The organism is Pseudomonas sp. CIP-10, assembly GCF_020911845.1.
Taxonomy (GTDB): domain Bacteria; phylum Pseudomonadota; class Gammaproteobacteria; order Pseudomonadales; family Pseudomonadaceae; genus Aquipseudomonas; species Aquipseudomonas alloputida.
Genome location: NZ_CP087160.1, coordinates 3,538,325 through 3,564,045 on the forward strand (window position 1 = coordinate 3,538,325; position 25,721 = coordinate 3,564,045).

The 25,721-nt window shown below is 63.1% G+C and carries 19 protein-coding genes; 7 read left to right on the forward strand and 12 right to left on the reverse strand.

Annotated features, from left to right (window positions below):
* Positions 1 to 26: 26 nt before the first annotated feature.
* The 3 genes from LMH93_RS16070 to pgm all read right to left on the reverse strand — a co-directional run bounded on the left by LMH93_RS16070 (position 27) and on the right by pgm (position 3,196).
* Positions 27 to 971 (reverse strand): FecR domain-containing protein, encoded by a 945-nt coding sequence (locus tag LMH93_RS16070; protein WP_230064369.1) that lies wholly within the window; start codon positions 969 to 971, stop codon positions 27 to 29.
* Positions 968 to 1,480, reverse strand: coding sequence for a sigma-70 family RNA polymerase sigma factor (locus tag LMH93_RS16075; protein WP_121783647.1), 513 nt, complete (start codon positions 1,478 to 1,480; stop codon positions 968 to 970). The genes LMH93_RS16070 and LMH93_RS16075 overlap by 4 nt, the downstream gene beginning before the upstream one ends.
* 78 nt (positions 1,481 to 1,558) lie before the next feature.
* Positions 1,559 to 3,196 carry a phosphoglucomutase (alpha-D-glucose-1,6-bisphosphate-dependent) gene (gene pgm / locus LMH93_RS16080; protein ID WP_064492658.1) on the reverse strand — a complete coding sequence of 546 codons (1,638 nt, stop codon included), beginning with the start codon at positions 3,194 to 3,196 and terminating at the stop codon, positions 1,559 to 1,561.
* Positions 3,197 to 3,369: 173 nt separating this feature from the next.
* Here pgm and LMH93_RS16085 point away from each other — a divergent pair, with 173 nt between their 5' ends.
* Both LMH93_RS16085 and LMH93_RS16090 read left to right on the forward strand, forming a co-directional pair.
* Positions 3,370 to 4,017, forward strand: coding sequence for a DUF1345 domain-containing protein (locus LMH93_RS16085; protein ID WP_003247748.1), 648 nt, complete (start codon positions 3,370 to 3,372; stop codon positions 4,015 to 4,017).
* A gap of 275 nt (positions 4,018 to 4,292) precedes the next feature.
* The gene (locus LMH93_RS16090) at positions 4,293 to 4,553 is read left to right on the forward strand and encodes a DUF1652 domain-containing protein (RefSeq protein ID WP_003247746.1); all 261 of its coding nucleotides are present in this window, start codon (positions 4,293 to 4,295) and stop codon (positions 4,551 to 4,553) included.
* A 51-nt stretch (positions 4,554 to 4,604) separates the two neighbouring features.
* Here LMH93_RS16090 and LMH93_RS16095 read toward each other — a convergent pair whose 3' ends face one another.
* The 6 genes from LMH93_RS16095 to tpx form a co-directional block, all read right to left on the reverse strand.
* Positions 4,605 to 6,692 (reverse strand): putative bifunctional diguanylate cyclase/phosphodiesterase, encoded by a 2,088-nt coding sequence (locus LMH93_RS16095; protein WP_003247744.1) that lies wholly within the window; start codon positions 6,690 to 6,692, stop codon positions 4,605 to 4,607.
* 129 nt (positions 6,693 to 6,821) lie between these two features.
* Positions 6,822 to 8,312 (reverse strand): efflux transporter outer membrane subunit, encoded by a 1,491-nt coding sequence (locus LMH93_RS16100; protein ID WP_185280241.1) that lies wholly within the window; start codon positions 8,310 to 8,312, stop codon positions 6,822 to 6,824.
* Positions 8,309 to 11,416: an efflux RND transporter permease subunit gene (locus LMH93_RS16105; protein ID WP_185280240.1), complete on the reverse strand. Its 3,108-nt coding sequence runs from the start codon at positions 11,414 to 11,416 to the stop codon at positions 8,309 to 8,311. Before LMH93_RS16105 ends, LMH93_RS16100 begins: the two co-directional genes overlap by 4 nt.
* Positions 11,413 to 14,511, reverse strand: coding sequence for an MdtB/MuxB family multidrug efflux RND transporter permease subunit (locus LMH93_RS16110; RefSeq protein WP_060538453.1), 3,099 nt, complete (start codon positions 14,509 to 14,511; stop codon positions 11,413 to 11,415). Before LMH93_RS16110 ends, LMH93_RS16105 begins: the two co-directional genes overlap by 4 nt.
* Positions 14,508 to 15,815 carry an MdtA/MuxA family multidrug efflux RND transporter periplasmic adaptor subunit gene (locus LMH93_RS16115; protein WP_185280239.1) on the reverse strand — a complete coding sequence of 436 codons (1,308 nt, stop codon included), beginning with the start codon at positions 15,813 to 15,815 and terminating at the stop codon, positions 14,508 to 14,510. Before LMH93_RS16115 ends, LMH93_RS16110 begins: the two co-directional genes overlap by 4 nt.
* Positions 15,816 to 16,162: 347 nt before the next feature.
* Positions 16,163 to 16,663 (reverse strand): thiol peroxidase, encoded by a 501-nt coding sequence (tpx, locus tag LMH93_RS16120; RefSeq protein WP_012052082.1) that lies wholly within the window; start codon positions 16,661 to 16,663, stop codon positions 16,163 to 16,165.
* A gap of 300 nt (positions 16,664 to 16,963) precedes the next feature.
* On the opposite strand from tpx, the gene LMH93_RS16125 reads away from it, so the two are divergent.
* A complete protein-coding gene (locus tag LMH93_RS16125; RefSeq protein WP_185280238.1) occupies positions 16,964 to 18,151 on the forward strand; it encodes an MFS transporter in 1,188 nt (395 codons plus the stop codon).
* A 71-nt stretch (positions 18,152 to 18,222) separates the two neighbouring features.
* On the opposite strand, the gene LMH93_RS16130 is transcribed toward LMH93_RS16125, so the two are convergent.
* From LMH93_RS16130 to LMH93_RS16140, 3 genes are all read right to left on the reverse strand, one after another.
* The gene (locus LMH93_RS16130) at positions 18,223 to 19,503 is read right to left on the reverse strand and encodes a serine/threonine transporter (protein ID WP_012052080.1); all 1,281 of its coding nucleotides are present in this window, start codon (positions 19,501 to 19,503) and stop codon (positions 18,223 to 18,225) included.
* 383 nt (positions 19,504 to 19,886) lie between these two features.
* Positions 19,887 to 21,083: an amino acid aminotransferase gene (locus LMH93_RS16135; RefSeq protein ID WP_003247729.1), complete on the reverse strand. Its 1,197-nt coding sequence runs from the start codon at positions 21,081 to 21,083 to the stop codon at positions 19,887 to 19,889.
* A gap of 220 nt (positions 21,084 to 21,303) precedes the next feature.
* A complete protein-coding gene (locus LMH93_RS16140) occupies positions 21,304 to 22,329 on the reverse strand; it encodes an Ldh family oxidoreductase (RefSeq protein ID WP_003247726.1) in 1,026 nt (341 codons plus the stop codon).
* A gap of 142 nt (positions 22,330 to 22,471) precedes the next feature.
* Here LMH93_RS16140 and LMH93_RS16145 point away from each other — a divergent pair, with 142 nt between their 5' ends.
* The 4 genes from LMH93_RS16145 (at position 22,472) to LMH93_RS16160 (ending at position 25,716) form a co-directional block, all read left to right on the forward strand.
* Positions 22,472 to 23,344, forward strand: coding sequence for a MurR/RpiR family transcriptional regulator (locus LMH93_RS16145; protein WP_185280237.1), 873 nt, complete (start codon positions 22,472 to 22,474; stop codon positions 23,342 to 23,344).
* 22 nt (positions 23,345 to 23,366) lie between these two features.
* On the forward strand, positions 23,367 to 24,119 hold the full coding sequence (locus LMH93_RS16150) for a transporter substrate-binding domain-containing protein (protein ID WP_185280236.1): 753 nt from the start codon (positions 23,367 to 23,369) through the stop codon (positions 24,117 to 24,119).
* Positions 24,120 to 24,289: 170 nt separating this feature from the next.
* A complete protein-coding gene (locus tag LMH93_RS16155; protein WP_003247720.1) occupies positions 24,290 to 25,009 on the forward strand; it encodes an ABC transporter permease in 720 nt (239 codons plus the stop codon).
* Positions 25,006 to 25,716: an ABC transporter permease gene (locus tag LMH93_RS16160; RefSeq protein ID WP_185280235.1), complete on the forward strand. Its 711-nt coding sequence runs from the start codon at positions 25,006 to 25,008 to the stop codon at positions 25,714 to 25,716. The genes LMH93_RS16155 and LMH93_RS16160 overlap by 4 nt, the downstream gene beginning before the upstream one ends.
* Positions 25,717 to 25,721: the final 5 nt, after the last annotated feature.

Here is a 25,721-nt window from a genome sequence, read left to right on the forward strand (position 1 = left end):
CGGCGAGTGAAAAAAAGGGGACAGCCTCATGCTCGATTTTCTCGTGCGGTCAGGCTCACCCAATAACGCGTGCGGGTCTGCACTTGCAACGGCAGGCTGGCGGCGAGCAGGGCCAACACCCGGTCGGTGTCGTCAAGGCGGAACGTGCCGGTAACACGCAAGCGCTCCAGTTCTGGTGCCCAGCGCAGTACGCCGGGGCGATACCTGCGCAGTTCGTGCAGCAACTCGCCCAGCGGGCGGTCGTCCAGCCTTAGCGCGCCTTCGCGCCAGCCCAGTTGCCATGCGTCGAGGGCTTTGACAGGGCCAACGCCAGCCGCCTGCAAACTGGCCTGTTGGCCGGCCTGTAGCATCACGGCAGAACCACTCAACGGCTGCAGGCTGACTAAACCCTTGATCGCCGACACCCGGCAGGCCTCATCAAGCAGGCGCAGGCACGCCTCGCCCTCACTGAGCACCACCCGGCCGTAAGGCACCTGCAAGGTGAGGCTCAGGTTAGCGGGCACGCTGACGGCCACTTCACCGCGCAGCAGTGCCACGCGGCCTGCACCCAGCTCGATATCGACCGCACTGTCGGTGTTCAACTGCAACAAGGTGCCGTCGCTCAGCAGTGCCTGCCTGCGCTCCCCGACTGCGGTGCGCATGTCGGCGGTCCAGGCATCCAGCGGCAGCTCACGGCTCACCAGCCAGGCCACCGGCAACAACGCCGACACACCCAGGGCTTGTTTGAGCAGTGCCCGACGACCGGCATCCGGACGATCCAGGGCGGCCATCGCCAATGCGCCGGGCAACCCGGCAAACCGCGCTCGCAGCAGCGATGCCTTTTGCCAGGCGTCTTCGTGCAGGTGACTGCTGGCGCGCCATTGCGCCAGACGCTGCAGGTCAGATTCGCTTGCGTCGCCAGAATCCAGCAATGCCAGCCAACGGGCTGCAGCACGCAGCGCCTCGCAGGTTTCTGGGGTGTGGGGGCTCATTGCAACTCGGCCAACAGGCAATGTTCGTAAGCCTGCGCCATGTAGCGTTTCACCGAGCGCTGGCAAACGCCCAGGCGCTGGCCAATTTCGGCGTAGCCCAAGCCTTCCAGCTGGCTCCAGAGAAAGGCCTTGCGTATCGCCGGCTTGAGGCCGTCGAGCAATTCATCCAGTGCTTGCAGGGTTTCGAGCAGTAACCAGCGCTGTTCTGGCGACGGCACGTGTTGCTCGGGCAACTGCGCCAAGGCATCAAGGTAGGCCTGCTCCAGGCTACGTCGCTGGTGGAAGTTGCTGAGCAAACGCTTGCCCACAGTCAGCAGGTAGGCACGCGGTTCGCGTATGTCTGCCAGCGGCTGGGCGCTGGCCAGAATGCGCAGAAAAGTATCCTGACTGAGGTCGGCGGCATCCCAGGCATTGCCCATACGCCGGCGCAACCAGGCTTCAAGCCAGCCGCGATGCTCCCGGTACAGGGCAGGCAGGCCAGGCTGCGGTGGCGGCGCGGCGTCGATCATGAGGAGGGTCCTGCGGCGGAGTAAATAAGATTAATTCTAATTTACATCACGCCACAGAACCAAGCGGTTTGTTACCGGTCAGGCAATTGCTTCATCGACCAGCACTTGTGCTTCCTGCACCAGACGCTGCAAATGCGCCTCGTCGATGAAGCTTTCGGCGTAGATCTTGTAGATGTCTTCAGTACCCGACGGGCGCGCGGCGAACCAGCCATTGGCCGTCATCACCTTAAGCCCGCCAATCGCCTGGCCATTGCCTGGGGCGTGGCTGAGGATCTGCACGATCGGCTCACCGGCCAGCTCTGTCGACTTTACCTGCTCCGGCGCCAGCTTGCTCAGCAACGCCTTCTGCCGCGCATCGGCCTTGGCCTCGACACGGGTGGCGAACGGCTTGCCCAGCGCCTCGGTCAGGTCGGCATAAGCCTGGCTCGGGTTACGCCCGGTACGGGCGGTCATTTCGGCGGCCAGCAAGGCCGGGATCAACCCGTCCTTGTCGGTGGCCCACACCGAGCCATCGCGGCGCAGGAACGAAGCCCCTGCACTTTCTTCGCCACCAAAACCGAGCGAACCGTCGAACAGGCCCTGGGCGAAGAATTTGAAGCCCACCGGCACCTCATACAGATCGCGGCCCAGGCGTTGGGTAACGCGGTCGATCAGGCCGCTGGAGACCACGGTCTTGCCCACGGCGGCGTCACTGCGCCACTGCGGGCGGTGGCGGAACAGGTAGTCGATGGCCACGGCGAGGTAGTTGTTGGGTTGCAGCAGGCCGTCAGGGGTGACGATGCCGTGGCGGTCGTGGTCCGGGTCGCAGGCGAAGGCCACGTCAAAGCGCTCACGCAGGCCTATCAGGCCCTGCATGGCATACGGCGAGGAAGGGTCCATGCGGATCTGGCCGTCCCAGTCGACGGTCATGAAGCGGAAGGTCGGGTCGACCTCGGTGTTCACCACTTCCAGGTCCAGCTGGTAGTGCTTGGCAATGGCCGACCAGTAGCGTACCCCTGCCCCGCCCAGCGGGTCGACGCCCAGGCGCAACCCGGCGCCACGGATGACATCGAAATCGATGACGTTTTCCAGGTCGGCCACATAGTTGCTGACGTAATCGTGGCGGTGGGTGGTCGGCGCCTGCAGCGCCTGGGCATGGTCCATGCGCTTGACGCCCGCCAGGTTAGCCGCCAGCAGCTCGTTGGCCTTGCCCTCGATCCACTTGGTCACGTCGCTGTCGGCCGGGCCGCCGTTGGGCGGGTTGTACTTGAAGCCACCGCTTTGCGGCGGGTTGTGCGACGGGGTGATGACAATACCGTCAGCCAGGCCCTGCGTACGGCCACGGTTGTGGCAGAGGATGGCGTGGGAAACCGCCGGCGTCGGCGTGTATTCGTCATCCTTGGACAGCATCACCTGCACGCCGTTGGCGGCCAGCACTTCCAGGGCGCTGGCGGTCGCCGGCGCTGACAGGGCGTGGGTATCGGCGCCGATGAACAGCGGGCCATCGATGCCTTTTTCCTGGCGGTACAGGCAAATCGCCTGGCTAATGGCCAGGACGTGATACTCGTTGAAACTCAATTCAAGCGAACTGCCCCGGTGCCCCGAGGTGCCGAAGGCCACGCGCTGGGCCGCCACGGCAGCGTCTGGGCGGCCCGTGTAATAGGCGGTAAGCAGCCGGGGAATATCGACCAGCACGCTGGCCGGAGCCGGCTTGCCTGCCAAAGGACTGAGCGTCATGCAAAAACCTCGAGTTCAACGGATGTTGGTGTTGGAACGTGCAGTGTACTGAGAGTTGCAATGCCGTGCGATGGGGGACTCAAAGAAACCCCAGGCCCTGCAGGGTATTGCGCCTCCCACCCAACCCTATGACGGTCTAGAGTACAAGCCATACCCCTTGTGAATGAGGCCCCATGGCTTTCCATCGCCTGACCCGCACACACCCCCGCCTGAGCCTCGCCGCTGCAGTCGGCCTCGCTGGCGCCTGGCTGATCCCCGCCGGTGATACCGTGCAGCACATCCTCGCTGGCTGGAACCTGGGGGTGTGGCTGTACCTGCTGCTGGTGCTCTACCTGAGCTGGACAGCCAGCCCGGAAAAGGTCCGCAAAGTCGCCGGCGTCGAAGACGAGAACGCAGGCCTGGTCCTGCTGACCGTGTGCATCGCCGCCATCGCCAGCCTTGCCGCGGTCACCCTGCAACTGGTCTCCAGCCGCGGCCTGCAAGGCACGGCCCTGGCCGTGCACTATCTCTACACTGGCCTGACCGTCGCCGGTTCCTGGCTGCTGATCGGCTGCATATTCACCCTGCACTACGCCCGCCTGTTCTACACCGGGCAAAACCACGAACCCCCACTGCGCTTCGCTGATGGCGAGCGCAACCCGGATTACTGGGACTTCCACTACTTCTCGTTCACCATCAGCGTGGCGGTGCAAACCTCGGACGTGGGCGTCGCCGGGCGTGGGTTGCGGCGGGTGGTGCTGGCGCATTCGTTGGTGGGCTTCGTGTTCAATACGGCGATTCTGGGGTTCACTATCAACATCGCTGCCGGGTTGCTGGGTTAAGCAAGCCGCTCGTCTGAAAAACCTGCGCGTCGAACGTCAGCGAACGCCACGAAACCCGATGGTTACCTGACACCTTGCGGTCGGGAAAACGTTTGCCCATGCAGCCAGCCCACACACTGCACCCATGACAAGGGTGTGACCGCTGTCATGCATTCGCACATTTGTCGTACTTGCAACCTATAATCGCGCGTAGCAGGTGCTATCTTTAGTTTCCCGGCGGCCGCATCGATGTGGCCACCAGCTCATCACGTCCAGGTACGGACAAGGAGGCTGGCATGAACAAGATGACGTTCCCCAACGCCTGCCAGGTGATGCGCTGGCATTTCCATCCGTTGGGTTTCGAGGCCAGCATGGATGCGCCACGCAGCATGGTTGCGCGGCTGTTCGACCGCGCCAGCGGTGAAACCCTGCTGGCGATTGCGGGCATCCCCTGTGCAGCGATCATGGCCGCCGCCGATGTAGAGCGCATCATCGAGGCCGTCGAGGCGGAAATGGATGCCTTCATTCCCGCCTTTACCTTGCGCGATGCAGTCTAGGCTCTGTTTTCAACGCAGCCTCACCGAGTATCAAGGCTCTTCATACAGCGCCTAGCCCGCAGCAGTGAGTTCCGGGCCCATGGCCTGCAACTTGCTCATGAACTGCTCGGCCGGCACGGGCTGGCCCAGCAGGTAGCCCTGCAACGAATCACACCCCAGACGGGTCAGGAAGTCCTGCTGCTTGTCGGTTTCAACCCCCTCGGCAACGATACGCAGGCCTAACGCCTGGCCCAGCGCGACAATTGCCGAAACAATCGCTGCATCGTCACTGTCCTGCTCCAGGTCGCGTACGAAACCGCGGTCGATTTTCAGCTCGTTGGCTGGCAGGCGCTTGAGGTACATCAGGCTGGAATAGCCCGTACCAAAGTCATCAATGGACAAGTCCACGCCCATGTCGGACAGGCGCTGCAGCACGGTCAGGCTGGCATCGGCATCGTGCATGGCGGTGGTTTCGGTAATTTCCAGTGTCAGGCAGTTGGCTGGCAAGCCGTTCTGCTGCAGGGCGCGGGCCACGCTGTCGACCAGACCGGCATGGCAGAACTGGATGGCCGACAGGTTCACCGCCATGCGCCAGCCATGGTGCCCCTGGTCCAGCCACTGACGCATCTGACGGCAGGCCTCAGTGAGTACCCACTCACCAATGGGGATGATCAGGCCGGTCTTTTCTGCCAGGCCGATGAAGCGGTCAGGCAGCAGCAGGCCCTGCTGCGGGTGCTCCCAGCGCAGCAATGCTTCGGCACCGATCGGCTGGCAGGCCTGGGCGTCGAACTTGGGCTGATAATGCAAGCGGAACTGGCGCTGCTCAAGCGCCAGGCGCAAGTCCTGCAGCAGCTGCAACTGCTGGCGCGCGTTGCTGTTCATCGACACATCGAAGAAGCTGTAACCGTTCTTGCCGGCGCTCTTGGCATGGTACATGGCAGCGTCGGCGTTACGCAGCAACTCATGCTGGTCCTGGCCATTGCCCGGGTACAGAACGATGCCCAGGCTCGCCGACAGTTGCAGGTCGTGCTCGGCCACGCGGAAAGGCCGGGACACCAGGTTAACCTGCTTGACCGCCACGTCCATGGCATCGTTCGGCTCCTGCAGTTCCACCAGCAGCACGAATTCGTCGCCGCCAATCCGTGCCAGCGTGTCCTGGCTGTGCAGGTGGCCGCGCAGGCGGGCCGCCACCGCTTTGAGCAGAAGGTCACCGATATGATGGCCAAAGGCATCGTTGACGGGTTTGAAGCCGTCCAGATCAATGAACATCAGGGCAAAACAACCGCCCTGCTCCGCCACTTTGGCAATGGCCTGTTCGATGCGGTCCGCCAGCAGGGTACGGTTGGGCAGATCGGTGAGGGTGTCGTGCAAGGCCAGTTGGGTCAGTTCCTGGTTGGCCAAGGTCAGCGAACGGGCCAACTCGGCAGTACGCGCCTCGAGACGCGCGTCCAGCACCGAAGTCAGCAAAGCCACTGCCAGTACTGCCAGCGTGGTGATCAGCACCAGGTAAACCAGGCTGTCCCCCTGCAACCCGCCCCCCAGCGCGCCGCAGAAGCTGCCCTCGGGGAAGTTTGCCGCTGCCATGCCGGTGTAATGCATGCCCACGATGGCAACGCCCATGACCACCGCCGCCAGGCCGCGGATCTGCCGTATATAGGGTGTGTGTGTGCGCAGGCGGAAGGCAATCCACAATGCCGCCGCCGAGGCGCCTACGGCAATCAGCAGCGAAGCGCCGAACAACGTCGGGTCGTAATCGATGCCTGGCAGCATGCGCAGCGCGGCCATGCCGGTGTAGTGCATGCAGGCGATACCGGCGCCCATGATCAGCGCACCGAACCCCAACTGCAGCGCTGGCAGGCTCGGCTGACTGACCAGCCACAAGGCAAAGCCCGAGGACAGCACAGCGATCAGCAGCGAGAACGCGGTCAGGGCCAGGTCGTACCCCAAGTCGATGGGCAAGCTGAAGGCAAGCATGCCAATGAAGTGCATCGACCACACGCCGATGCCCATGGCCAACGCACCGCCGCCCATCCACAGGCAGGCAGCGCGGCCCTTGGCCGTGGCGATGCGGCCGGTCAGGTCAAGGGCGGTATAGGATGCCAGTATCGCCACGCACAGCGAAATCAACACCAGCGAAGAGGAGTAGCTACCGGTCAGCATTGAGAGTTCCAGCGCCGGGAAAGGGGGCCCGGCAAAAGCTGACGATTGTACTCAAGCTTAAGCGAAACGCACGGGGTTTTTGCGAATGGGAATGGATCCAATAACCGCAGTCTACCCCTCTGCGTTAGGTCAATTCTGCTCGGCAAACGCCTGCTCTGCATCCCAGCCGCCGCCCAACGCAGCCACCAGTTGCACACTGGCCACCAGGCGCCCTTGCAGCAGGTTCAGCACGCTGCGCTCGTTGCTCAGCGCCGTGGTTTGCACGTTGACCACATCCAGATAGCCGATCAGCCCGGCACGGTACTGGTTTTCGGTCAGGCGCAACGACTCACGGGCGGCGTCAAGCGCCTCTTGGCGCACCACGGCTTCATCGCCATACACCTTCAGTTGAACCAGCAGGTTTTCCACTTCCTTGAAGCCGTCCAGCACGGTCTGGCGGTACTGCGCCACCGTCTGGTCATACACGGCCACCGTGCGGTCGACCTCGGCGCTGCGTTTGCCGGCATCGAACAGGGTCAACGCCAACTGCGGGCCTACCGACCAGTAGCGGTTGGGCAACTCGATCCAGTTGCTGAAGCTGCTGCTGGAATAACCACCACTCATGCTCAGGCTGAGGTCCGGGAAGTAGGCTGCCCGCGACACCCCGATGTTGGCGTTGGCCGCCATCACGTTGCGTTCGGCTGCAGCGATGTCCGGGCGCCGCTCCAGCAGCTGCGAAGGCAGCGAAACCGGTATTTGCGGCAACGCGGGAATCGCCTTGCTGTCGGCCAGGGCGAAGTCGGCAGGTGTCTTGCCCAGCAGCACGGCGATGGCGTTTTCGAACTGCGCACGCTGCCAGATCAGGTCAATCAGGTCAGCCTGGGTGCTTTTGAGCTGCGTGCGGGCCTGGGCCACGGCATCCGGGCCGGCGACACCGGCGCGGTACTGGTTTTCGTTCATTCGCAGCGAGCGCTCATAAGCCGCCACGGTGGCTTCCAGCAAGCGCTTCTGCTCATCGATCACCCGCAACTGCAGGTAGTTCTGCACCAGCTCCGACTGTTGGCTCAAGCGGATCGAAGCAAGGTCGGCGAAACTCGCTTCGGCACTGGCCTCGTTGGCATTCAGGGTTTCGCGCAGCTTGCCCCACAGGTCGATCTCCCAGCTCACGCCCAACTGCGCGTTGTAGGTGTTGCGAATGCCGCTGCTGTTATTGGACAGGCTGGAACTGGAGCTGCCGGTGCCCTGTGCCGAACGGTTCTTGCTGGCGCTCAGGTCCAGGCTGGGGAGCAGCGCCGCACGGCTGCTGCGCACCAGCGCCTGGGCCTGGCGGTACTGGGCTTCTGATTGCGCCACGGTCTGGTTGCTGCGGTTAAGCTCTTCGACCAGCGCGTTGAGCCCGGCATCACCGTAGATTTCCCACCAGGCGCCACGGGCGATGGCGTCGGACGGCGAGGCCTGGGTCCAACCTTCGGCATGCTTGAACTGCGCCGCCGTGCTGTTCAGCTCGGGGCGGTGGTAGTCCGGGCTCAGGGTACAGGCACTGAGCAAGGCCACGCACAACCCGGCACCAAGCAGGCGCGAGCCACGGCCACGGGTCAGTGCCTGCAGGGCACGGTGAAGTGGGGTCTGGGCAAAAGTCATAGCGGGGTTTCCAGGGCGGCGTCGGTGCGCACGCCGCGCCAACGGTTGAAACGGTGGCGCAGGCGGTCCAGGTACAGGTAAACCACCGGCGTCGTATAAAGGGTGAGGATCTGGCTGAACACCAGGCCACCGATGATGGTCAGGCCCAGCGGCTGACGCATTTCTGCGCCTTCAGCCTGGCTCAGCAGCAACGGCAACGCGCCAAGGATCGCTGCCAGGGTGGTCATCAGGATCGGCCGCAGGCGCAGCAGACAGGCCCGGCGAATCGACTCTTCCGGCGAAAAGCCCTGATGGCGCTCCAGCTGCAAGGCCAGGTCGATCATCAGGATGGCATTCTTTTTCACCACCCCGATCAACAGGAACAGCCCCAGCAACGAGATCAGGCTGAACTCGCCACCGGTGACGTACAGCGCCAGCAAGGCCCCGACGCCCGCCGAAGGCAGTGTCGAGAGAATGGTCAGCGGGTGAATGTAGCTTTCATACAGAATGCCCAGCACCAGGTACACCAGCAGCAGTGCGCCAAGGATCATGAATGGCTGGCCCTGCTGGGTCTGGGCAAAGGCATCGGCAGTGCCGCCGAGCTTGGCAATCACCTCCTCGGGCAGGCCCAGTTTGGCCACCGCGCGCTCCAGTGCCGCCATGGCCTGATCGGGGCTGTAGCCCTCGGCGACGTCGAAGGCGATGTCTTCCGAAGCGAACTGGCCTTCGTGGCTGACCCGGTCGTTGGCCAGGCTGTTCTCGTAGTGGGCGATGGTCGACAGCGGTACCCGGGCGCCGTCGGCGGTGATCACCTGCACTTGCTCCAGCGTGCTCGGGTCCCAGGCGTATTTCGGGTTGATCTCGAGCACCACCTGGTACTGGTTGAGGCTGTCGTAAATGGTGGAGATCTGCCGCTGGCTGTAGGCGTTGTTCAGTACTGCGGTGACCATGTCCATGTCGATGCCCAGGCGCTTGGCCTGGTCACGGTCGACCACCAGCGTCACCTGTTGGGTACCGGCACCATCGCGGGCGTCAATGGCGGTCAGCTCAGGCAGTGCACGCAGCGCCGCGACCACCTTGGGGAACCATTCGCGCAACGCCGCCAGGTCGCCACTTTGCAGGGTATACAGGTACTGAGAGGAGGTTTGGTCACGCCCACCGCCACCCAGTTGCAGGTCCTGGTCGGCCATCAGGAACAGGCGCCCGCCGGGCACTTTGGGCAGCTCCTTGCGCAGGCGTTCGATCACCTTCTGCGCATCGATCTTGCGCTCGCTGATCGGTTTCAGGCGCACCAGCACCATGGCGTTGTTGGTACCGCTGTTGCCACCGATGAAACCGGCAACGCTCTGTACTGCCGGGTCGGCCAGCAAGGCGCGGCGGTAGATTTCCATCTTCGGCTGCATCACCGTGAACGAAAGGCCGTCGTCACCCCGGATGAAGCCCATCAACTGGCCGGTATCCTGCTGGGGTATCAGCGTCTTGGGCACCACCACGTACAGGGCGATGTTGATGCCGATGGTGGCCAGCAGGCTGAGCAGGGTCAGGCGCTTGTGGCGCAGGGCCCAGCCCAGGCTGCGGTCATAGGCAGCAACCATGCGCTGATGCAGCTTGTCGCTCCAGCGCTGCAGGCGTGTCTGCTGGGCCTGGTGCGGCTTGAGCCAGCGGGCGCAGAGCATCGGTGTAAGGGTGAGCGACACCACCAGCGAGACGATGATCGCCGCCGCCAGGGTGATGGAAAACTCCTGGAACAGGTTGCGCACGATGCCGCCCATGAACAGGATGGAGACGAACACCGCCACCAGCGACACGTTCATCGACAGCAAGGTGAAGCCCACCTCCTTGGCGCCCAGGAAGGCCGCCTTCATCGGTGTCTGGCCGTTCTCGATGTGCCTGGAGATGTTTTCCAGCACCACGATGGCATCGTCCACCACCAGCCCGGTGGCAAGGATCAGCGCCATCAGCGACAGGTTGTTGAGCGAGAAACCGCACACGTACATGACTGCGAACGTACCCACCAGCGATACCGGCACCGCCAGGCTGGGGATCAGCGAGGCGCGCAGGCTGCCGAGGAACAGGTAGACCACCAGGATCACCAGCACCACGGCGATCAGCAGGGTGTGCTCGGCCTCTTTGAGGGTGGCCTTGATCACGGGCGAGCGGTCCATGGCCACGTTCAGTTGCACGCTGGCGGGCAGCAACGACTGCAATGCCGGTAGCTGCGCCTTGATCTGGTCGACCGTTTCGATGATGTTGGCGCCGCTCTGGCGGTTGACCACCAGCAACACCGCTGCCTGGTCGTTGAAGAAGCCGCTGTTGTAACGGTTTTCAACGCCGTCGGTGACCGTCGCCACGTCAGACAGGCGCAGAATGGTGCCGTTCTGCTGGCGAATCACCACCGGCTCGTAATCCTTGGCACTTTCCAGCTGGTCGTTGGCCCGCACCTGCCAGTTGCGCTCGGTGTCCTCGACAAAGCCCATGGGCCGGCGCTGGTTGGCGTTGGACACGGCGGTGCGCACTTCGTCCAGCGACAGGTTGTACTGGTTGAGCAGTTGCGGCTCGACGGCAATGCGCACGGCCGGCAGCGAACTGCCGCCGATCTGCACCTCCCCTACCCCCGATACCTGAGCCAGGCTCTGTGAAAGGATGGTGTCGGCCAGGTCATACAGCTGGCCTTTCTGCAACACATCCGAAGTCAGTGACAGCACCATGATCGGCGCCTGCGACGGGTTGATCTTCTTGTAGGTGGGCATGCTGCGCATGCCACTGGGCAGCAGGTTGCGGGTAGCGTTGATCGCCGCTTGCACCTCACGGGCTGCGCCATCGATGTCACGGCCCATCTCGAAGCCGATGATTACCCGTGTCGACCCCTGGTTGGAGCTGCTGGTGAGCGTGGTGACGCCGGCAATGCTGCCCAGCTTGCGTTCCAGCGGTGTGGCCACGGTGGACGCCATGACCTCGGGGCTGGCACCAGAGAGGTTCGCCGACACCACGATCACCGGGAAGTCCATTTGCGGCAGTGGCGCCACCGGTAGCAAGCCAAAGCTGACCCCACCCAGCAGCATGATCGCCAGGCTCAACAGCATGGTCGCCACCGGGCGACGGATGAAAGGCCCGGACAGGTTCATGCCTGGGCCTGCTTCACGTCAGTGGCCGGGCGCAGGCGGCGGGCCAGGCGATCGAAGTACAGGTAGATGACCGGGGTGGTGAACAGCGTCAGCACCTGGCTGACCAGCAACCCGCCGACCATCACCAGGCCCAGTGGCTGGCGCAGCTCGGCACCGGAACCGGTGGCAAGCATCAGCGGCACCGCACCAAACAGCGCGGCCAGGGTGGTCATCAGGATCGGCCGGAAGCGCAGCAGCGCCGCCTGGTAGATGGCATCGCGCGGGCTCATGCCCTGATGGCGCTCGGCCTCCAGGGCGAAGTCGATCATCATGATCGCGTTCTTCTTGACGATACCGATCAGCAGGATGATGCCGATGATGGCGATCATGCCCAGGTCGTTACCGCTGATGAGCAAGGCCAGCAAGGCGCCGACCGCCGCCGACGGCAGGGTCGAGAGGATGGTGATCGGGTGGATGTAGCTTTCGTACAGCACCCCCAGCACGATGTACATGGTCACCACCGCCGCCAGAATCAGCAGCAAGGTGCTCGACAACGATGCCTGGAAGGCCTCGGCCGCACCCTGGAAGCGGGTTTGCACACCCAGCGGCATGCCGATGTCCTGCTGCACCTGCTCGATCACCTGCACGGCTTCGCCCAGCGACGCGCCGTGAGCCAGGTTGAACGACAAGGTCACTGCCGGGAACTGGCCGATGTGAGAAATAGCCAGCTGGGCTTGACGCTGCTCGATCCGCGCCAGCGCCGAAAGGCGCACCTGGCCGCCATCGGTGGCCTTGACGTGGATCGACTCCAGCGCCTGCGGGCCGATCGTTGCGGCGTCCTTGGACTGCAACACCACGCGGTACTGGCTGGCCTGCGTGTAGATGGTCGAGATCTGCCGCTGGCCGAAGGCGTCGTACAGGGCATTGGTGATCTGCGACACGCTGATCCCCAGGCGGCTGGCCATGTCACGGTCGATGACCAGGTACACCTGCAAGCCCTTGTCCTGCAGGTCGCTGGCCACATCGGCCAGTTCCGGGCGCTGCTGCAGCGCCTGCACCAGCTTGCCACTCCACTGCGCCAGCAGGTCGGCGTCCGGCGACGACAGGCTGAACTGATACTGGGTCCGGCTGACCCGGTCCTCGATGCTCAGGTCTTGCACCGGCTGCATGAACAGGCGGATGCCCACCAGCCGGTCGACCTGCGGCTGCAGGCGGCTGATCACTTCGCTGGCGCTGACATCGCGCTCGCCGTGGGGCTTGAGGTTGATCAGCAGGCGACCACTGTTGAGCGTGGCGTTGTCGCCGTCTACGCCAATGTAGGACGACAGGCTTTGCACGGCCGGGTCTTGCAGGATGACCTTGCTCAGGGCCTGCTGACGTTCGCTCATGGCGGCGAACGAGGTGGACTGCGGCGCTTCGGAAATACCCTGGATCACCCCCGTGTCCTGCACCGGGAAGAAGCCCTTGGGCACGACCATATACAGAAACACCGTGAGCACCAGGCTGGCCACCGCCACCAGCAAGGTCAGCGGCTGATGCTTGAGCACCCACTGCAGGGCACTGCCGTAGTGCTTGATCAGCCAGTCGATCCAGGCGCCACTGGCACGGTAGAAGCGGCCTTGTTCTTCTTCCTTGGGCTCGCGCTTGAGCAGACGCGCGCACATCATCGGTGTCAGGGTCAGGGACACCACCAGGGAAATCAGAATGGCGACTGCCAGCGTGATGGCGAACTCGCGGAACAGGCGACCGACCACGTCCGCCATGAACAGCAACGGGATCAGGACCGCAATCAGCGAGAAGGTCAGCGAAATCAGGGTGAAGCCAATCTGTCGGGCGCCCTTGAGCGCCGCCTGCATGGGCGTCTCGCCCTCTTCGATATGCCGGGAGATGTTCTCCAGCATGACGATGGCATCATCGACCACAAAGCCGGTGGCGATGGTCAGGGCCATGAGTGTCAGGTTGTTGACCGAGAACCCGGCCAGGTACATGACACCGAACGTCCCGATCAGCGACAGTGGCACGGCAATCGACGGAATGAGGGTGGCGCTGAAGCGGCGCAAGAAGACGAAGGTGACCATCACCACCAGAACGATGGCGATCAGCAGTTCGTGCTGCACGTCCTTGACCGCGGCACGAATGGTCTGGGTGCGGTCGGTCAGCACCGAGACATCGAGGCCGGCCGGCAGGTTGTCGGTGATCGACGGCAGCAGGCCCTTGATGCGGTCGACCACTTCGATCACGTTGGCGCCCGGCTGACGCTGGATGTTCAGCAGCACAGCATGGTTCTCGTTCGCCCAGGCGGCCAGCCGCTCGTTCTCGGCGCCGTCGACGATTTCGGCCACATCTTTCAGGCGCAGCGGCGCACCGTTGTTGTAGGCCAGGATCAGGTTGGCGTATTCCTCGGGAGAACGCAGCTGGTCGTTGGCATCGAGCATCGACACCCGGGTCGGGCCGTCGAAGTTGCCTTTGGGCTGGTTGACGTTGGAGGCACCGATCAGCGTGCGCACGTCATCCAGATTCAAGCCATTGGCCGCCAGGGCGTCGACGTTGACCTTGATGCGTACCGCCTGGCGCTGGCCACCGGCAATGCTGACCATGCCCACGCCGCTGATTTGCGCCAGCTTTTGCGCCACGCGGGTATCGACCAGGTCGTTGAGCTTGGGCAGCGGCATGGTCTTGCTGGAGATGGCCAGGGTCAGCACCGGGGTGTCGGCCGGGTTGACCTTGTTGTACACCGGCGGTGCCGGCAGGTCACTGGGCAGCAGGTTGCTGGCGGCGTTGATCGCGGCCTGCACCTGTTGCTCGGCAACGTCCATGTTCATGTCGAGGTTGAAACGCAAGGTCAGCACCGACGCGCCGCCAGAACTGGTCGAGGCCATCTGTTCCAGGCCCGGCATCTGGCCGAACTGGCGCTCCAGTGGCGCGGTGACAGCGCTGGTCATCACCTGCGGGCTGGCGCCGGGGTACAGGGTCATGACGCGAATGGTCGGGTAATCCACCTGCGGCAAGGCGGAAACCGGCAGCAACTTGTAGGCGATCAGGCCAGCCAGCACGATGGCCAGCATGCTCAGCGTGGTGGCGACCGGGCGCAGGATGAACAGGCGCGAGAGGTTCATGCGCCCGCCTTGCCTGCTGTGTTGCCAGGTTGTGCTTCATCTGTTTGCGCCGCGCCCTTGGTTTCCTGCCCTTGCAGGTGCTGGCCCGGGGTGGTCGGCACTTGCGAGCTGTCTTCGACCACTTCCACCGGGGTGCCTTCGCGCAGGCGGTCGGTGCCTTCCAGCACCAGGCGGTCGCCGGCCTTCAAGCCGTCGAGAATGACGCTGTTCTCGCCATCGCTGGCGCCCACCTTGAGCTTGCGGACATTGACGGTGCTCTTCTCGTTGACCACATAGGCAAAGGTGCCATCGTTGCCAAACTGGATGGCCGCGGCCGGGGCCATGACCACCTGCTTGAGGGTGTCGGCCAGCAAGCGCACGTTGACGAACTGGTTGGGGAACAGGGCCAGGTCCTTGTTCTCGAAGCGGCCTTTGAACTTCAGCGTGCCGGTGGTGGTGTCGATCTGGTTGTCGATGCTGCCCAGCACACCGGTGGACTGCAGCTTGCTGTCACCGCGGTCCCAGGCCTCGACCGGCAGGCTGGCGCCACTGCGGTAGCGCTCCAGCACAGTGCTCAGTTCGGTTTCCGGCAGGGTGAAGGCGACGTTGATCGGCTCGGTCTGGGTGATCACCACCAGCGCGGTGGTGTCGTTGGCGGCCACCAGGTTGCCCAGATCGAGCTGGCGCAGGCCCACACGGCCACTGATCGGCGCACGGATCTGGGTGAAATCGAGGTTCAGGCGGGCGTCGTTGACCTGTGCCTGATTGGTCTTGACCAGCCCCTGGAACTGCGCAACCTGGGCTTGGGCAGTGTCCAGGGTTTGCTTGGCGATGCTGTCTTCGGCGTACAGGCCTTTATAGCGGGCCAGGTCGACCTGAGCATTCTTCAACTGCGCCTGGTTCTGCGCCAAGGTGCCTTCGGCCTGCTGCAGGGCGATGCGATAAGGGCGCGGGTCGATTTCGGCCAGCAGGTCGCCAGCCTTGACGCGCTGGCCTTCCTTGAAGTGGATGTTCACCAGTTCGCCAGCCACGCGGCTGCGCACATTGACCGTATTGGTCGCGGTGACCGTGCCCAAGGCTTTGTAGTAGAGGGGGAAGTCGCCTGTCCGCACCGGCACGACACGTACGGGTACCGGGTCACTGGAGCCGCCAAAACCTGGGCGGCCGCCGATCATGCCCATGCCCTTGCCACCGCGCATGCCACTGGCTTCTTTATGCGCAGGCGTCGCTGCGGGCCACAGCCACCAGGCCAGTGCAGCCACCAGCAGCAGGATCAGCAGGCCGACGAGCCAGCGACGAAGGGAACGGGAATTGGACGCTTGCATGGGTTGAACGAACCTTGTTCGGAATGACGACTTGGGGAGGATGAACGATAAGCACTGCCATCGTTTTAGCAAAGGGCCTTTACCAGAGGTTTACCTTTGCCTGACGTTGCCAAGCGGCGGAATTTTAAATGAAAACGGCCCGGAACGTGTTCCGGGCCGTTACAGGGTGTTGCTTGGAGCGGTGGCGGGCCTGAAGGTTCGGTTGCCTGGTCTGGCCCCTTCGCGGGTGAACCCGCTCCTACGGGGATGTCACAGCCGTTGAAACCTGTGCCGCACGTTGTAGGAGCGGGTTTACCCGCGAAGAGGCCATCACAGGCTACAGACGCCCGCCCTGCCCCACGCAATCCTTACTTCAGTACAGCCAGCGCCGCGTCGTAGTTCGGCTCGTCAGCAATTTCGCCAACCAGTTCGCTGTGCAGCACCTTGTCGTTCTCGTCCAGCACCACCACGGCGCGGGCGGCCAGGCCGGCCAGCGGGCCGTCGGCGATGGCTACGCCGTAGTTTTCGAGGAACTCGCGGCCACGCAGGGTCGACAGGTTCTTCACATTGTCCAGCCCTTCGGCGCCGCAGAAACGTGCCTGGGCGAACGGCAGGTCAGCCGAGATGCACAGCACCACGGTGTTGGCAACGTCGTTGGCCTGGGCGTTGAACTTGCGCACCGAGGTGGCGCAGGTTGGGGTATCGACGCTTGGGAAGATATTCAGCACCTTGCGCTTGCCGGCGTAGTCTTTCAGCGACTTGTCAGCCAGGCCTTCACCTACCAGGGAGAAAGCCGGAGCCTGGGCGCCGGCCTGTGGCAGGTTGCCGTTGACCTGGACCGGGTTGCCTTTGAGAGTCACTTGAGCCATGACGAAATCCTTATGCGGGGTTTGAAAAGGACACTGAGTTAAGCATGAAGGCAGCCGGGTGCCTATGGGGGCAGGTGAAATTGTTCCATTGCCGGACGATTTTTGTGGACAAAAAATGCCGATAGCCGCGGTTACGGCCAGTGGCCTCACCGTTGCCGAACGCCCATCCCGGCCTCTCCCTACAATTCCTACACCTCTATCGGAAGTTTCGCTACCAAGCTCACCTTGTACATCTTTAGCGTACTGATTTACTGGATGACGAAAGCTATTTCTTGCAGTTCCAATCGAGGAGTTAATGGCATGAACCGCCCCGCTGGTTCGCTCCGGCGCCACCTGTGCTCGACATTGCTGATTTTGTTATGTCTGCTGGGTGTGTTTCCTCTGGACGTGATCCTCCCATCATTCCCTGCGCTCTCAGATGAGTTTCGGGTCGACACAAAACAGATTGCGTACTCCGTGAGCTTTTTTGCTGTCGGTGTGGCCATGGCGCAAATCGTGATCGGCCCACTGTCGGATGGCATCGGGCGCAAGCGTTTGTTGCTCGCTGGGTTGAGCGTATCCATTATGGGGGCGCTCGGTTGCGTATTTTCAACCCAATATGAAACGTTCATGGCCTTTCGCTTGGTGCAGGCCCTGGGTTGCGGCAGCCTCGTGCTAGGCCAGGCGCTTGTGCAGGACCTCTACAGCGGTACACAACGCAATGCCATGCGCATCCTGTTAACAAGCGCGAGCGGGTTGTTCATCTCCCTGTCACCGCTGGCAGGTGCCTTTCTTCAACAGTCGTTTGGCTGGAAGGCAAGCTTTACGGTATTCGTGATCATCGCTGCAATCGTTTCACTTCTATCGTGTGTGCTGCTCCATGACGCACCTGCGTCGCATGACCGGGCGCCAAGCATGTCCAGTTATCGGGTGATGCTGCGAGACACGGACTATCTCGCGCATGCCATGCTCTCCAGCCTCGCCTTTGCCTGCCATTTTTCCTTTATCGTCATAGCGCCCTTGCTGCTGATGGGCAGGCTGGAGCTGACGGCCTATCAATTTTCTCTGGTCTTTATCGGCTATGGGTTGGCATACATCGTCGGCGGCATGGCTGCGACCTACTTGAACAGTCGCGTAAGCCCGCAAGCTCAAATAAAAGCAGGTTTGCTGCTCATAAGTACTGCGGGCATCACCCTTTTGATGTGGGAATGGGTGGCAGGTTTATCTGTGCTGGGGGTTCTACTGCCGATGATTGTCTGTACCACCGGGACAACCCTGGTACGCCCCGCCGCAACGACACAGGCTTTGGCGCGCTATCCGCGTCAGGCAGGTGCGGCAGCGTCGCTCAATACGACATTGCTGTTCGCCGGTGCCGGTTTGACGAGCAGTGTGGTCGCAGGTTTGGAAAGCGAGCTACCGGCAGGCTTGGGCGTGCTGTTCGTGGTGGCCAGCCTGTGCGGAGGGTGGCTGCTTGCATGCACCAAGGACGATGGAATGCAACGCTGCTGAAACCTTGATCAGGCAAAAAAATGCCCGGGTGGCGACAAGCGACCCGGGCATTCTTGAATGAAACGGGTGAATCAGCTTACAAGGCCGTACACCACCGAAGTCAGCGCAACCAGGCCGACCACAACGACGAACACGTTGGAGGCCGCACCGCTGTACTTGCGCATCGATGGCACACGGCGAATGGCGTACATCGGCATCAGGAACAACAGCACCGCGAGAATCGGGCCGCCGAGCGACTCGATCATGCCGAGAATGCTTGGGTTGAGGGTGGCAACGATCCAGCACACCACCAGCATCAGTGCGGCAACCACGCGGTCCAGGGCCTTGGCGCCTGGGCGCGCACCGGTCTTGGCGATGATGCCCTTCAGGCCTTCGCTGGCACCGATATAGTGGCCGAGGAACGACTTGGCGATGGCCACGAAGGCGATCAACGGCGCAGCGAACGCGATGGTCGGGTTGCTGAAGTGGTTGGCCAGGTACGACAGGATCGACAGGTTCTGCGCCTTGGCTTCGGCCAGCTGGGCGCTGCTCAGGGTGAGCACGCAGCTGAACACGAAGAACAGCACCATCACCACCATCAGCAGGTGGGCACGACGCAGGATCTGGCCGCTGCGCTCATCGGCGTGCTCGCCGTAACGGCGCTTCTGGTCGACGGCAAAGGCCGAGATGATCGGCGAATGGTTGAACGAGAACACCATCACCGGAATGGCCAGCCACAGGGTGTGCAGGAAGGCCGAGGCCGGCGGCACCTCTGTGGCGCTGTCGAGAATGCCACCGGTCCAGTGCGGCACCAGGTACAGGCCCAGCAACGCCAGCGCAACGATGAACGGGTAGACCAGCAGGCTCATGACCTTGACCGTGGCCTGCTCCCCGCAGCGCACGATGGCCAGCAGGCCGAGGATCAGCACGAATGACAGGATTGCCCGTGGCGGCGGCTGCATGTGCAGCTGGTGTTCCATGAAGCTGGACACGGTGTTGGTCAGCGCCACGCTGTAGATAAGCAGAATCGGGAAGATGGCGAAGAAGTACAGCACGGTGATCGAGGCACCGGCGGTGATGCCGAAATGCTCCTTGACCACTTCGGTGATGTCGCTGCCATCGCGCCCGGAAAGGACGAAACGGGTCAGCCCGCGATGGGCGAAATAGGTCATCGGGAAGGCCAGCACGGCCAGGATCAACAGCGGCCAGAAGCCGCCAAGGCCGGCGTTGATCGGCAGGAACAGTGTCCCGGCGCCGATGGCTGTGCCGAACAGGCCCAGCATCCAGGTGGTGTCGTGACGCGCCCAAGTGCCGAGGGCGGCGGGGGTCGATTCTGCAAAGCGTTGTTCAACGCTTGGGGCCTGCTCATTCATTCCGGGTGAAGCTCCACTCGCAAGACTGCAACAGGCTGAGAATGGCGAAATAGACGTTTCGCCCAACTCAACCGGAAAAGAGGGGCGCGATTGTGCACGGAAAGGTTGCACTTGCGAAGCCCTTTTCCGAGGAGCGGTTGCACTTGTCTTTACAAGCGGAAGGCAACGCTGGTGTCGTTCGATGGAATGTAGCGGCTTGGGAGCGTGTGGGGCCGCCTGTGGGAGCGGCCTTGCGTCGCGAAAGGGCCGCAAAGCGGCCCAAGCAATGTCAGCGGCAAAGCTGCAATCGTGGGGGCGCTCCGCCCCCCTTTCGCGACGCAAGGCCCCTCCCACAAAGTCCAACCGCGCCCCACAGGAGGGGCCGCAGCTGGCCCCTTGGCGAGTTACTTCTGAACGGCAGCGAACGCTTCGGCAACCCGTTGCAGGTTGGCCGGGCGCAGGCCGGACATGCACACACGGCCGCTGTCGATCAGGTACACGCCGAACTCGTCACGCAGGCGACGTACCTGCTCGACGCTAAAGCCGGTGTAGCTGAACATGCCGCGCTGGCGCAGGAAGAACTGGAAGTCCTGGCCCGGCAGCAGCACGGCCAGGGCATCGACCAACGCCTGGCGCATGTCGAGGATACGCTTGCGCATCACTTCGACTTCTTCGGCCCACTGGGCATTCAGGCCAGCATCGCTCAGTACGCCAGCAACCAGCTGGGCGCCGAAGTTGGGCGGGCTGGAGTAGTTGCGGCGCACGGTGGCCTTCAGCTGGCCAAGCACGCTCTGGGCAGTGGCCTCGTCATCGCACACCACCGACAGGCCGCCCACCCGCTCGCCATACAGCGAGAAGATTTTCGAGAAGGAGTTGCTGACCAGGCACGGCACGCCGGCACGGGCCATTTCGCGGATAGCGTAGGCGTCTTCTACCAAGCCTTCGGCGAAGCCTTGATAAGCGATGTCGAGGAACGGGATCAGCTGGCGCGCCTTGACCACTTCGACCACTTGTTGCCACTGGTGCTGCTGCAGATCGGCACCGGTAGGGTTGTGGCAGCACGGGTGCAGCAGCACCACGCTGTTGGCCGGCAGGCTCTGCAAGGTGGCCAGCATGCCGTCGAAGTCCACGCCACGGGTGGCCTGGTCGAAGTACGGGTAGGTGTGCACCTTGAAGCCTGCACCTTCGAAGATGGCGCGGTGGTTGTCCCAGGTCGGGTTGCTGACCCAGACTTCGGACTGCGGGAAGTAGCGCTTGAGGAAGTCGGCACCAACCTTCAGGGCGCCGGAGCCACCCACGGTCTGTACGGTGGCCACCCGGCCGCCGGTCACGGCCGGGTGATCAGCACCGAACAGCAGCGCCTGGATGGCTTGGCGGTAGCTGGCCAGGCCTTCCATCGGCAGGTACAGGGAGGCTTCGTGGTCCTGACCGGCAATGCGTTTTTCCACCGCATCCACCGCCGCCAGTTGCGGCACCACGCCGGCCTCATCGTAGTACAGGCCAATACTCAGGTTGACCTTGTCGGCGCGCGGGTCGGCCTTGAAGGTTTCCATCAACGAGAGGATCGGGTCGCCGGCATAGGCATCGACATGTTTGAACACAGCGTGCAGCTCCTTGGATCAGGACGGTACGGAAAGTCAGCCCTGAGCATACCCGCAGAGCGGGCTCAGGAACATCCACTATTGTGCAAGGTTGTCTATGCAACATTGCATGGCTGGAAATTCGTGCTGGATTCTTCGCGGGTAAACCCGCTCCTACGGGTTCAGCGCACAGCCTGGGAACAGCTCAGGCACCTGTGGGTTTACCCGCGAAGGGGCCAGATCAGCCAAGCAGCTCTTTCAGGCCTTGCAACTCCTGCTCGGTCACCGCCACCCCCTCCTCCTCGGCCACCTCGCGCTCACGGTAGCGCCGCTCGCCCGGCATGCGCGTCAGCCCCACCGCCTGCATGTGCTCCACCAGCTCGCGGCTGCGCTGGGCAAAGCGCTCGCCCTCGGCCTTGCCTGGGTCGATGACGATGATCAACTGCCCGGTCCATGGCGTTTTCGCCCCCGGATGCCCGGACCAATCGAACTCCCAGGAGAAATGACCGCCGGTCAGCGCCGCCGCCAGCAGCTCGACCATCATCGACAACGCCGAGCCCTTGTGCCCGCCAAATGGCAGCAGGGCGCCGCCTTCCAGGATCGCCTTCGGGTCGGTGGTCGGCTGGCCATCGGCATCCACCCCCATGCCCTCCGGCAATTGCTGGCCGGCGCGCGCGGCAATCTGCACATCGCCATGGGCCATGGCACTGGTGGCCATGTCGAAAACGATCGGGTCATGCTCGGCGCAAGGCGCAGCAAAAGCGATGGGGTTGGTACCGAACAGCGGCTTGCGCGCACCATGCGGCACCACGCAGGTCATGCTGTTGACCACGCTAAGGGCTACCAGGCCCTCTTCGGCGAACGGCTCGACATCCGGCCATAGCGCGGCGAAGTGGTGCGAGTTGTGGATCGCCAGCACGGCAATGCCTGCGTTGCGCGCCTTCGCCACCAACAGCTCACGGGCCGCCGCCAGTGCTGGCTGGGCAAAACCGCCCGCAGCATCGACACGCACATAGCCGGCGGCCACGTCGCTGACCTGTGGCGTGGCCTGGCCATCGACCCAGCCGCTGGCCAAGGTCGAGACATAACCGGGCATGCGGAACACCCCATGGCTATGGGCGCCATCACGCTGGGCGCTGGCGCAGTTGTGGGCCAGCACCCGGGCCACGGCCTCGCTGCACCCATGGCGCTGGAAAATGGCCTGCAACAGGCTTTGCAGCTCGGTAAAAGGCACGCGCACAACGGTGCTGGTGGAAGGTGCGGACATCTGAAGCTCCTTGTTGATTTTGGAATGGCTACAGCGTTGCAACGACAAAAACTTTCCTTCATGTGACAGCAATCTGTCAAATGTTGACTTGATGACAGAAAACATTCATTTTCTTCCCAAGCCTCACCCCTGGAGCCGCAGCATGAGCCAACTGATCAAGCAACGCCTGGAAAACAGCCTCGAAGGGGCCGCTGCCTCGGGTCGCAAGATCGCCACCTACATGCTTGCCAACCTGCACGAACTGCCGTTCCAGACCTCGGCCAGCATTGCCGCCAAGCTGGGCGTCAGCGAATCCAGCGTCGGGCGCTACTGTCGCTCACTGGGTTATGCCCACCTCAAGGCGCTTAAGCAAGACCTGCAGAACGATCTGGGCGATGGCCCGTGGCTGGTAGGCGATCGTCTGCAAGATTACCGCCAGAACCAGGACGCCAGCGACAACGCCGGCAGCCTGGAGCTGGAAATCGCCGCCCTGGTGCGCGTACACGAATACCGCCAGAGCCCCGCCTGGCACACCGTGGCGCAACGCCTGGCGAGCAAACCGCGGGTGTTCATCGCCGGCTTCCAGACCGAGCGCGGCATCGCCATGTGCATGAGCCACCTGCTGCAATACCTGCGCGATGGTGTGCAACGGGTGGACATCAGCGCCGGGCACTTCGGCGAAGTGCTGCTGGGCCGCGCCGAAGACAGCGCCCTGGTGGTGTTCGAGGCGCGCCGTTATTCCCGCCATGCCCTGATGCTGTGCCAGAAGGCGCGCGAGGCTGGCATTGCGGTCACCCTGGTGACCGACACCTTCTGTGACTGGGCGGATGCCAATGCCGACGAGGTGTTCCGCATCCCCACCGAGTTCAACCTGTTCTGGGAATCCACCTCGACGATGCTGTCGTGGGTGCATCTGATGGTCAACGAGGTCTGCAAGAAGCTCGGACCGGATGTTGAAAAACGCTTGGAAGCAACTGCCGCTCTACATAACGAATTCGTCGGCTACACCTCGTGGTCGACGGGCAAACAACAATAGCAAGAGTGCAATGAGGTGCGAGATGAACAAGTCCATGGCCTTGCTGGGTGCGTGCGCCCTGCTGCTGGCGGGTACCGCCAGCGCTGAAACCCTGCGGTTCGCCACCGAGGGTGCCTACCCGCCCTTCAACTATGTAGACGCCGATAACAAGCTGCACGGCTTCGATGTCGACATCACCCACGCCCTGTGCGAGCAGATGAAAGTCGAATGCACGCTGGTGGCCCAGGACTGGGAAGGCATCATCCCCGCCCTGATGGCGCGCAAGTATGACGCAGTGGTGGCATCGATGATCGACACCGAAGAGCGACGCAAGAAGATCGCCTTCACCGAGCACTACTACCGCACGCCCCTGACCGTGGCGGTTGCCAAGGACAGCAAGATCGACAGCGCCCAGACCGACTTTGTCGGCTACACCGTCGGTGCGCAGTCTTCCTCTACCCAGGCCATCTACGCCGAAGACGTGTACGGCAAGGCCGGTGCCGACGTGAAACTGTACCCGACCATGGACGAAGCCAACGCAGACCTGGCGGCCGGCCGCCTGGACGGCGTGATTGCCGACAAATTCCCGCTGCACGAGTGGATGAACAAGAACGGCGGGGATTGCTGCAAGATCCTTGGCGACGTGGCCGACACCAAGGCCGATGCCGCGATCGCTGTGCGCAAGGACGACGAAGCCCTGCGCCAGCGCCTGAATACCGCGCTGCAACAGATCGTGGCCAACGGCACCTACCAGAAGATCGCCAGCAAGTACTTTGCTTTCGATATCTACAACTGATCTTCAGGAAGTTGTGCGCCCCCCCTGTGGGAGCGGCCTTGCGTCGCGACAGGGCCGCGTAGCGGCCCCGGCAATCTCTGCAGTTGCATAAACCCTGGGGCCGCTACGCAGCCCGTTCGCGACGCAAGGCCGCTCCCACAAGGCCGCATAACCTGCCCAAGAGGTTCGTCATGCTCGATCAATTGTCCTTGCTGTCTTTCGCCAGCGGAGGCTGGGGCCAGGCGTTGCTGGCCGGCGCGCTGGTTACCGTTTCCCTGGCCTTGGCCTGCCTGCCCATCGGCCTGCCACTGGGCCTGGTGGTCGCCCTGGCGGCGCGCTCACGCAAACGCCTGCCACGGGCCTGGGCCACCACTTTTTCCACCGTCTTCCGCGGCCTGCCCGAGCTGCTGACCTTGCTGATCATCTATTACGGCTGCCAGATCGCCGCGCAGAAGATCCTCGCCGCCATGGGCTACCAAGGTGAGTTCCTCATCAACACCTTCCTCGCCGCGATGATCGCCTTCAGCCTGGTGTTCGCCGCGTTTTCCAGCGAGATCTGGCTGGCAGCCTTCAAGACCCTGCCCAAGGGCCAGCTGGAAGCCTGCTCGGCGCTTGGGCTTAGCAAGCGCACCGGTTTCTTCAAGGTGCTGCTGCCGCAACTGACCCGCATCGCCCTGCCCGGCTTGTCCAACAACTGGCTGTCGCTGCTCAAGGACACCTCGCTGGTGTCGACCATCTCGCTGGTCGACCTGATGCGCCAGACCAACCTGGCGGTCAGCGTAACCAAGGAGCCGATGTTCTTCTACGGCGTCGCCTGCCTGGGCTACCTGCTGTTCGCGGCACTGTCCGGGCGCGTGTTCGCCTACATCGAACGGCGCAGCAACCGCCACCTGCAAGGAGCACGCGCATGAGCTTCGATCAACTGCTGGCAATGGTGCTTGACCCCGACCTGCTGGAACGCTACGGCCCGCGCTTCATCGACGGCCTGCTGGTAACCGCCAAGCTGGTGGCGATTTCCTTCAGCCTGGGTGCTGTGCTCGGCCTTCTGCTGGCCCTTGCACGCCTGTCTCGCAGCCTGGTGCTGCAGCGCATGGCCGCCGGCTACGTGTACTTCTTCCGCGGCTCACCGCTGCTGGCGCAATTGTTCCTGCTGTATTACGGCCTGGGTTCGCTCAAGAGTTTCTGGCAGGACGTCGGCCTGTGGTGGTTCTTCCGGGATGCGTGGTTTTGCACCTTGCTGGCGTTCACCCTGAACACTGCCGCCTACCAGGCCGAAATCTTCCGCGGCAGCCTGATGGCGGTTGCGCCTGGCCAGCATGAAGCGGCGCGGGCGCTGAACCTGAAGCGCTCGACCACGTTCTTCAAGGTGATATTGCCGCAGTCGCTGCTGGTAGCCATTGGCCCGTTGGGCAACGAACTGATCCTGATGATCAAGGCCAGCGCGATCGCCTCGCTGGTGACGATCTACGACCTGATGGGCGTGACCAAACTGGCCTTCTCGCGCAGTTTCGACTTCCAGATCTACCTGTGGGCCGCCGTGCTCTACCTGGTGATCGTCGAACTGGTGCGGCGCCTGTTGAAACACCTGGAAGCCCGCCTGGGCCGCCACCTGAACTGACCGAA